Below are 8,913 nucleotides of genomic sequence, written 5' to 3' on the forward strand. Positions count from 1 at the left end.
GGCAACCCGTGCGGCGGCAACCCGTGCGCGGGCAACCCGTGCGGCGGCGGCAACCCGTGCGCGGGCAACCCGTGCGGCGGCGGCAACCCGTGCGCGGGCAACCCGTGCGGCGGCGGCAACCCCTGCGCGGCAGCCCACACCCCCGACTTCTCCGGCTGGAAGGGCTGGACGAAGGTGAACGCGGCCCGGTTCGTGTCCAAAGGACACCGGAGCGCGTGGGTCGACGTCTACGTCGACTCTGCGGCGGTCGCCGACAAGTACAACGCCAAGTCGGGTCCGTATCCGGTCGGCGCGCGCATCGCCAAGGTGCAGTACAAGTCGGCCGACGACACCACGCCCGTCGCGATCACGGCCATGGTCAAGATGGCCGCCGGCTACGACGACGAAAACGGCAACTGGTGGTACGGCGTCTACGACGCGTCCGGCACCAAGGCGATGAAGGCCGGCAAGATCGACATGTGTATCAACTGCCACGATCAGGCCAGCGATCGCGACTACGTGTTCGGTCCGAAGTGAACCGGTGCGCGCAGCGGTGACATGGGTGTGCGCGGTCGCCGCGGCCGGCGGCGCGGCGTGCGGTTCGAGCCGCACGCCGCGCGACGTCCTCACGGACGGCGGCGTCGTGCGGCCGGGCGACTACGCCGACCCGCTCGTCCATCTCGGCCGGCTCGATACGTCGACCTTCATCGAGATTGGCGAGGTGCGGGCGCGCGACGACGGTCTCGTTCTGTTCTGCACGGGCGTGCAGGGCATGAACGTGGTCGACGCGAGCGATCCGGGCGACATGAAGCTGCTGCGGCGGTTGGCGTCCTCCCGGTCGTCCGGACAGTACCCGCGCTGCCAGCACGTCGCGGTCGACGGCGACGTCGCGTACATGGCCAGCCGCGGCGACGAGATCCAGCCGACGCCGTTCGTCGCGGCGTTCGATCTGGCCCGCGACGGCGCCGAGATCGCGACGTTCGTACGCGATGCCACCACGTTCGAGGGAATGGATGCGGCCGGCACGATGTTGTACGTCGCCGCACACGACAAGGGGCTGCTCGTGCTGGAGCGGACCGCCACCGGGCTGGTCGAGCGCGGCGTCGCGACCGGGCTCACCAACGCGTGGGGGGTGGACGTCGACCCGGCGCGCCAGATCGCATTCGTCGCCGACGGGGCCGGCGGGCTGGCGGCGGTCGACGTGTCGTCGCCCGCGTCGCCGGCGGTCGTCGGCCGCGTGGACTTCGACGGCGCGGCGATGATGGTCCAGGTCGTCGGCGACGTGGCCTACGTGGCCGCGTCCCAGGCCGGCCTGGTCGCGGTGGACATATCGGACCCGCGCGCGCTCCGCGTCCTGAGCGTGACCGATACGCCGGGGACCGCGTTGGAGCTGGCCGTGTCCGGCGGGCATGCGTTCGTCGCCGACTGGAACGACGTGCGCGCGTTCGACGTGTCCGACCCGGCTCATCCGGCGCTGCTCGCGACGGAGCGCATCGACGTGTCCGGCGGGTTTCCGCGCGTGCTCGGCGTCGGTGCGTACGGCGACTACGCGTTTGCGGGCGAGTGGACCGGACTGCACGCGCTGCAGTTGTTCCCGGACCGCGTCGCACCTGACCTGTGGGTGGGCGAACGCGAGATCGACTTCGGCGTGGTCCCGGTCGGCGACGAGGATGCGGTCGCCGTCGCGATCGAGAACCAGGGGCGCGCGCGGCTCGCCGTATGGTCGATCGAGACGACGGACCGGCGGTTCTCGGTCGACCGCGACCAGGTCGTCGTCGAGCCGGGACAGGTCGCCGTCGTCGAGGTGCGCGTTCGCCCCGACGGCGACGCGGAGGTACGCGGCCAACTCAAGCTGTTGTCGGACGACCCGGACGACGGCGAGCGAACGATCGATTTACGGGTGAACCGGCCGGGCGTCGGGGTCGGCGACCCGGCACCCGAGGTGGCGGTCCAACTGCTCGACGGCGGCCAGTGGCGGCTGAGCGACCACGCCGGCCAGGTGGTGCTGCTCGCGTACTTCGCGACGTTTTGACCCGTATGCGGTCTGGAGTTTTCAGACCTCGAACCGAGCGTGTTCCAGCGGTTCAAAGACCGCGGGGTTGTGGTCGTCGGCGTCAACCCGGGTGGACTGTACGGGGGCGACACGGCGGCGATCGTCGAGCAGTTCGTCGCCCAGACCGGCGTCACGTTTCCGGTCGGGTGGGACGCCAACGGCACGTATGGCGTGTTCCGGGGGGGCGGCGGCGCGAGCGTGTCGCCGTTCCCGCTCGACGTCGTGGTCGGCCGGGACGGCGTCGTGCGCTACATCAGCCGCGAGTACGAGGCCGACGAACTCGCGTCGGCGATCGAGGCGGCGTTGGCCCGGGCGCGATAGCCATGCCCGCGCCGTCGGTGCTGCACGTGCTCCGCGCAAACCTGCAGCGCGCCGTGATCATCTCGCTGGTGGTGGGCACCGCGCTGTTGCTGATCAACCACGGCGACCATCTCGCGCTCGAGCCGATTTGCCCGCATTTCTACGCGAAGGCGGTGTGCACGTACGTCGTACCGTTCGGCGTGTCGATGGTGTCGGCGCTGTTCGCCGCGCGCGACCGCTAGGAGGCGGTTGGGCATCGCCACTGGCTGCGGTCGTACCGCCACCTACAGGCCACCCGGATCGGACCGCGGCCGCGCACGCATGGCGCGGCCCATTTTTCGCCGGTGCTGGTACAATCGGCTCCTTGGCGGCCGCCCGGGAGAGTGCGAGCATGGTGAACGACGCGCGAGAGCGATGGTTCAGTGACCTGGTCGACGCGGGGCTCGAGACCCAGATTCTCGACGCGCCGCAGATCGTCGAACACGCCACACCGGACGTGCTCGCCGAGAATCTGCCGGCCGACCTGCTCGCCAAGGTGCTGCAGTCCGCGCTCAAGGCCGGGGCGATGACGCCGGAGCGGATGCTCGACACGCTCACGCCGGCCATTTTGGCGCGGCACGTGCCACACCCGATCCTGTGGGCGTGCGTTGCGACCGCCGCCGAACGCCGCGGGCTCGCCGACGCCAACGGCGAGGTCCCGGCCGGCGATCCGCGCCGCACGTTCATCCGCCGGGGGCTGCAATCGGCGCTCGACGCGGGCGTCGCGACGCCGGACGACGTGCTCGCGCACGCCACGGCGGAAGTGATCGCCGAGTATCTGCCCGCCGAGCACAAAGCCAAGCTGCTCGCGGCCGGTCTGGCGGCCAACGAGATGAATCCTCGGCTCGTGGTCGACACGGTCGGCGTCGACGCGTTCGCCGCGCACGTGCCGGTCGGCGTGATGTGGGCGTGTCTGCGCGCGGTCGGCGATCGCGCCGTCGCGGGCGCGGGGGCCGGCGCGGCCGGCAAGCGCGCGGGCGCGGGGGCCAGCACGGCCGGCAAGCGCGCGGGCGCGGGGGCCAGCACGGCCGGCAAGCGCGCGGCGACCCGCCGCGCGGCGGCGGCGACTGCTGCGTCGAGGGGGGCGAAGTCCAAGCGCGCCGACGCCGAAGACGCCTCCGCGCGGCCGGCCGGTGGCGCGGCAGCGCGGCCGCTGGCGCCGCCGCCATTCGACGACGACACCAGCGTGCACAACTGGGCCGGCGCAGAGGACTTCGAAGTCGTCGAGGAGGAGGACCTCGGCGCGGCGGCCGACTCGGTGATCGGCGCGGCCACCGACTGGGACGACAACACGAACGTCGGCGCCTGACGCGGGCGGTTCGCGAGCGCGCGCGGGCCGCACGCCGGCGTCGACGCGGCCCGCACGCGGCAGCGGTCGCCGGGCGCGCGGGGCGGTTCACCGGCGCGTGCGCGCAACGTGTAGTAGCCTGCCGGCAGGATGGAACGGCTGCACATCCTCGACGCGCACGGCTACGTGTTTCGCGCTTACTACGGCCTGGCGGGCCAGCGGGTGCGCCTGGCGACGGCCGGCGGCATGCCCACCGGGGCGCTGTACGTGTACGCGTCGATGCTGCTGCGGTTGTACCTCGACGAACATCCGGATCGGATTGCGGTGGTGTTCGACGCGCCGGGCAAGTCGTTTCGCGCCGACATCGACGATCAGTACAAGGCGAACCGCCCGGAGTTGCCGGACGACCTGCGCCAGCAGATGCCGTACTTCCAGCCGCTGACGGAGGCGTTCGGCTGGCCCGTTCTGTCTGTGCCCGACGTCGAGGCCGACGACGTGATCGCGACGCTCGTGCGCCGCGCCGTCGACGCCGGCCTGGCGGTGACGATCTATTCCGCCGACAAGGATCTCATGCAGCTCGTGAGCGACCGGGTGACGGTCGTCGACGCGATGCGCCAGGTCGTCTACGATCGCGACCGCGTGCGCGACAAGTTCGGCGTGCCGCCGGAGCAGCTCGCCGACTGGCTGGCGCTGGTCGGGGACAGCTCCGACAACATCCCGGGCATGCCGCTGGTCGGAAAAAAGACGGCCACTGCGCTGCTGCGCGACTACGGCGACATCGACGGCATCCTCGCACACACGGGAGATCTCAAGGGAAAGCTGCGCGCGAACTTCGAAGACCCGGTGCTCGTGGACCGGCTGCGGCGGTCGCGCGAACTGGTCGCCTTGCGCGACGACGTGCCGCTCGACGTCGACCTCGACGCGCTGCGCCGCGGGCCGTGGGACGGCACGCGCCTCAAGGCGCTGTTCGAGCAGCTCGAGTTCCGTGGCCTCGTCGACCGCCTTGGCGCGACCGGCGGCGCGGCGGCGGACGCGGAGCGGATCGAGCCGAGCGAGACGGCGCGGCAGCCGCCGGTGGTCGTGGCCGATGCCGGTGAAGCCGCGGCGTGGTTTCGCGCCGCGCGCGATGCTGGCCGCCTGGCCGTCGTGGTCGAGGTGGATGCGCAGCGGCCGGTGCGGGCCGACGTGGTCGGAATCGGACTGGCGGTGCCGGGCCGGCCGCCGGCGTACTTCCCGATCGGCCACCGCTATCTGAGCGCACCGCCGCAGTTGTCGCGGGATGCGTTCGTCGCGATCGCGCGCGATGTGCTCGAGGATCCGGCCGTGGCGAAGGTCTGCCACGACGCCAAGAATGCGCGCACGTACTTGTCGCGCCTCGGCATCGCGCTCGACGGCGTGACCACCGACGCGATGCTCGCGGCGTACTTGCTCGACGCATCGTCGGACGCCTATCCGCTGCACGAGGTCGTCCGCGACTACGCGGGGGCGGACATCCCGGCGCGGGTCGACCTCACCGGCAAGGGGAAGGCGGCGCGCGGGTTCGATGCCGTGGCCATCGATCGCGCCGCGGAGTACGCCGGCGGGGCGGCGGCGGCGCTGTTGCCGGCGGCGGATGCGTTGCGCGAGCGGCTCCGCGCGGCGGATCTCGAGCGGCTGCACGACGAGCTGGAGCTGCCGCTGGCGCGCGTGCTGTCCGACATGGAGCGCGCGGGCGTGCGGGTCGACGTGGCGTGCCTGCGCGCCCTCGGCGATCGTCTCAGCGCGCACATCGCGGCGCTCGAGCGCCGCGTGCACGAGCTGGCCGGCGAACCGTTCAATCTCGGGTCGCCCAAACAGGTCGCCGCCGTGCTGTTCGATCGCCTCGGTCTCGACAGTCCGCGCATGCGCAAGACGAAGACCGGCTATTCCACCGATCACGAAGTGCTCGAGGCCATGCGCGACCTGCATCCCATCGTCGCACCGATCCTCGAGCACCGCGAACTGGTCAAACTCAAGGGGACGTACATCGACGCGCTGCCTCCGCTGGTCAACCCCGACACCGGGCGCGTCCACACCCAGTTTCGCCAGGCGGTCGCGGCCACCGGCCGGCTGTCGTCTTCCGACCCGAACCTGCAGAACATCCCGATCCGTACGGAACTCGGTCGCGAAATCCGCCGCGCGTTCGTGGCCGAGCCCGGGCGCAAACTGCTGAGCTGCGACTACTCGCAGATCGAACTGCGCTTGCTGGCCCACTACTGCGAGGATCCGGTCCTGGTGTCCGCGTTTCGCGACGGCGTCGACATCCATACGCGCACGGCGGCAGAGGTGTTCGGGCTGGCGCCGGACGCGGTCGGGCCGGTCGAGCGCCGCGTCGCCAAGGCGGTCAACTACGGGCTCATCTACGGCCAGTCGGCGTTCGGTCTCAGCCGTGCGCTCGACATCCCGCGCGAGGTCGCCGAGGACTACATCCAGCGCTATTTCGCGCGGTTCACCCGCGTCCAGGCGTTCCTCGACGATATCGTGGCGTCCGCGCGGCGACTCGGCTACAGCACGACCATCCTCGGGCGCCGGCGGCCGATCCCGAACCTCGGGTCGCGCAACGTGCGGCTGCGGCGCGCGGCCGAGCGGGTCGCGAGAAATACGCCCCTGCAGGGCAGCGGGGCCGATATATTGAAGCTGGCGATGTTGCGAGCCGATCAGATCCTGCGCGACGAGCGGCTGCCCGCGCGGCTGGTGTTGACCGTGCACGACGAGCTGGTGTTCGAGGTGGACGCCGGCGCCGCCGCGGACGTGGCCGAGCGCGTGCGGCGCGCGATGGAGACGGTGTACGAGCTGCGCGTGCCCCTCGTGGTGGACGTGGGGATCGCGGACAACTGGGCCGATGCGCACTGACGGGCTCGCGTGTGTGTTGGGGGCCGCGCGCGCGCTGGCGGTGGCGGCGGTGGCGGCGACCGCGTGCCGCGGCGACCGGCCTCGCAAACCGGTCGCGCCGGCCGGCGATGCGCGCCCGGTCGCGGTGGCGCCGGCGCCGGCGACGCCGGTGCGCGAGGTCGCGGCGTCCACCGGGACGGTGGGGGACCTCGGGCGCCGGCCGGACCGCGAGCCGCCGGCCGACGAGCACAGTCACGACCACGCGGTCGACTGTCCGATCGACGACCCGCTCGATCCGGACAAGGCGCTCGACGAGGCGGCGGCGCGCTACGACACCGGCGAGTGGGAGGTCGCGCTCGCCTGCACGGAGGTCGCGGTGGACTTGATTCCGCAGTCCGTCGAGGCGCACCACCTGCACGCGGCGGCGCTCGCGGCGCTCGGCCGGTTCGGCGAGGCGCAGACCGCGTTCGCGATGGCGATCGCGCTCGATCCGGACGATCCGGAAACGCTCGCGGCCGCGGCCGACTTCCACATCAACGCGGTCACTCCGAAGCGGCGGGACTCGACGTTGCTGGGGCTCGCCTACGCGCGCCGCGGCAGCGACAAGGCGTCGACGCGGCGGCGGCGGGACCGCGACCTGCGGGCGCGGCTCGCGCTGCTCGAGGGGCAGGCGCTCAACGACCTCGGGCGTGCCGACGAGGCGCTACCGCGCATCGATGCGTCGCTCGCCCTGGCCCCGCGGTCGCTCGCCGCCCGCTACGAGCGCGGCGTGAGCCTGTTCAACTTGTGCCGGTTCGATGCGGCTTATACGGACCTGGCGGCCGTGCTCGAGCGCGACCCGGACGATGCCTACGCGCATTACCACATCGGCTTGATCTACGAGCGCAAGGGCCGGCCGAAGGCGGCGGCGGAACACCTGGCGCGCGCGCGGGCGCTGGCTCCGGCAGATTTCCCGCCGCCGGTAGACGTGTCGCCGGACGCGTTCCGCGCCGAGGTCGACGCGGCGGTGGCCGAACTGCCGCCGGATGTGCGGGCGGTGTTGGGCGACGTCGCGGTGGAGGTCGAGGACCTGCCGGCGCTCGACGACCTCACGGCGGTCGACCCGCCGTTTTCCCCGACGATCCTCGGGCTGTTTCGCGGTTATCCGCTCGGGGTGACGCCGCCGCCGGACGCGGGCGAGCCGCCGCCCGCGCGCGCGATCGTGCTCTACCGAAAAAACCTGGCGCGCGCGGTGCGAACCCGCGAGGAACTCGACGAGCAGATCCGGCGCACGCTGTTGCACGAGATCGGCCACTTGCGCGGGCTCGACGAGGACCAGCTTCGGCGGCGCGGATTGGAATGAGGTAAGATCGGCGCGCATGTCGGCCGCCCCTTCTGCCAAGGTGCGCGAGCTGGAAGCGCGACTCCGCGCCGAGGAAAAGAAGTTCGCGCTCGTCCAGGAGATCGGCCGCGCGCTCGCATCCGCCCTGGATCTGGATCAGCTCCTGGCGCTGATCATGGAAAAGATCACGATCTTGATGGAGGCGGATCGGTCGACGCTGTTTCTGCTCACGGACGACGGCCGCGGGCTGTGGTCCAAGGTGCTGCAGGGCGGCGAGCTGCTCGAGATCCGCTTGGCGGTCGGCGAGGGCATCGCCGGCTGGGTCGCCAAGACCGGCGAGACGGTCAACATTCCGGACGCCTACATCGACGAACGGTTCCAGCCGGCGGTGGACCTGCGGTCGGGGTACCGGACCAAGTCGATCCTGTGCATGCCGATGCGAAACAGCCTCGGCTCGACCATCGGGGTCGTCCAGGTGCTCAACAAGAAGGACGGGCCGTTCACCGCCGACGACGAGACCCTGTTGGCCGCGCTCGCCGCGCAGGCGGCCGTGTCCATCGAAAACTCGAAGCTCTATCATTCGGTCGTCAACAAGAACGTCGAGCTGCTCAACGCGCAGGAACGGCTGCGCCAGAAGACGTTCGAACTCAACGTGTTGTTCGAGGTCGAGCAGCAGGTGAGCGCCGCGCACGACCTCGACGAATTGCTCGACCGCATCCTGCGCAGCGCGATGCGCATGGTCGGCGCCGAGGCCGGCTCGATCGCTCTGCGCGAAGGCGACGGGGACGAGCTGGTGTTCCGGACCACGGCCGGGTATGTGGCGGACCGCATCGCGCACCGGCGGATTCCGATCGGGGACGGCTTGATCGGTTGGGCCGCCGCCCGGCGCGAACCGCTCATCGCCAACGATCCCAAGAACGATCCGCGCCATGCGGCCGAGTTTGCCGACGCGCTCGGGGTCACTCCGCGGAACATCTTGTGCGCTCCGCTGGTCACGTCCGAGGAGGTCCTGGGCGCGATCGAGTTGATCGACAAGACGTCCGTTGGCGAGGGGGACGGCAGTTTCAGTTCGGGCTTTACCGA

8 protein-coding genes are annotated in these 8,913 nt (G+C 71.4%); all 8 read left to right on the plus strand.

What is annotated here, in order from left to right; translation table 11 throughout:
• The coding region (locus D6689_08740; protein RMH42247.1) for a hypothetical protein at positions 1–516 on the plus strand (516 nt) is incomplete at its 5' end.
• A gap of 4 nt (positions 517–520) precedes the next feature.
• On the plus strand, positions 521–2,011 hold the full coding sequence (locus D6689_08745) for a hypothetical protein (protein RMH42248.1): 1,491 nt from the start codon (positions 521–523) through the stop codon (positions 2,009–2,011).
• 12 nt (positions 2,012–2,023) lie between these two features.
• Complete coding sequence (locus tag D6689_08750; protein ID RMH42249.1) at positions 2,024–2,353, plus strand: hypothetical protein; 330 nt, start codon at positions 2,024–2,026, stop codon at positions 2,351–2,353.
• A gap of 2 nt (positions 2,354–2,355) precedes the next feature.
• On the plus strand, positions 2,356–2,574 hold the full coding sequence (locus tag D6689_08755) for a hypothetical protein (protein ID RMH42250.1): 219 nt from the start codon (positions 2,356–2,358) through the stop codon (positions 2,572–2,574).
• A 149-nt stretch (positions 2,575–2,723) separates the two neighbouring features.
• The gene (locus tag D6689_08760; GenBank protein ID RMH42251.1) at positions 2,724–3,680 is read left to right on the plus strand and encodes a hypothetical protein; all 957 of its coding nucleotides are present in this window, start codon (positions 2,724–2,726) and stop codon (positions 3,678–3,680) included.
• Positions 3,681–3,809: 129 nt separating this feature from the next.
• Complete coding sequence (polA, locus tag D6689_08765; protein RMH42252.1) at positions 3,810–6,530, plus strand: DNA polymerase I; 2,721 nt, start codon at positions 3,810–3,812, stop codon at positions 6,528–6,530.
• Positions 6,520–7,851, plus strand: coding sequence for a hypothetical protein (locus tag D6689_08770; protein ID RMH42253.1), 1,332 nt, complete (start codon positions 6,520–6,522; stop codon positions 7,849–7,851). Before polA ends, D6689_08770 begins: the two co-directional genes overlap by 11 nt.
• 16 nt (positions 7,852–7,867) lie before the next feature.
• Positions 7,868–8,913 (plus strand): GAF domain-containing protein (locus tag D6689_08775; protein ID RMH42254.1); only part of this gene is annotated, 1,046 nt, incomplete at its 3' end.

This window comes from Deltaproteobacteria bacterium (assembly GCA_003696105.1).
GTDB lineage: Bacteria > Myxococcota_A > Polyangia > Haliangiales > J016 > J016.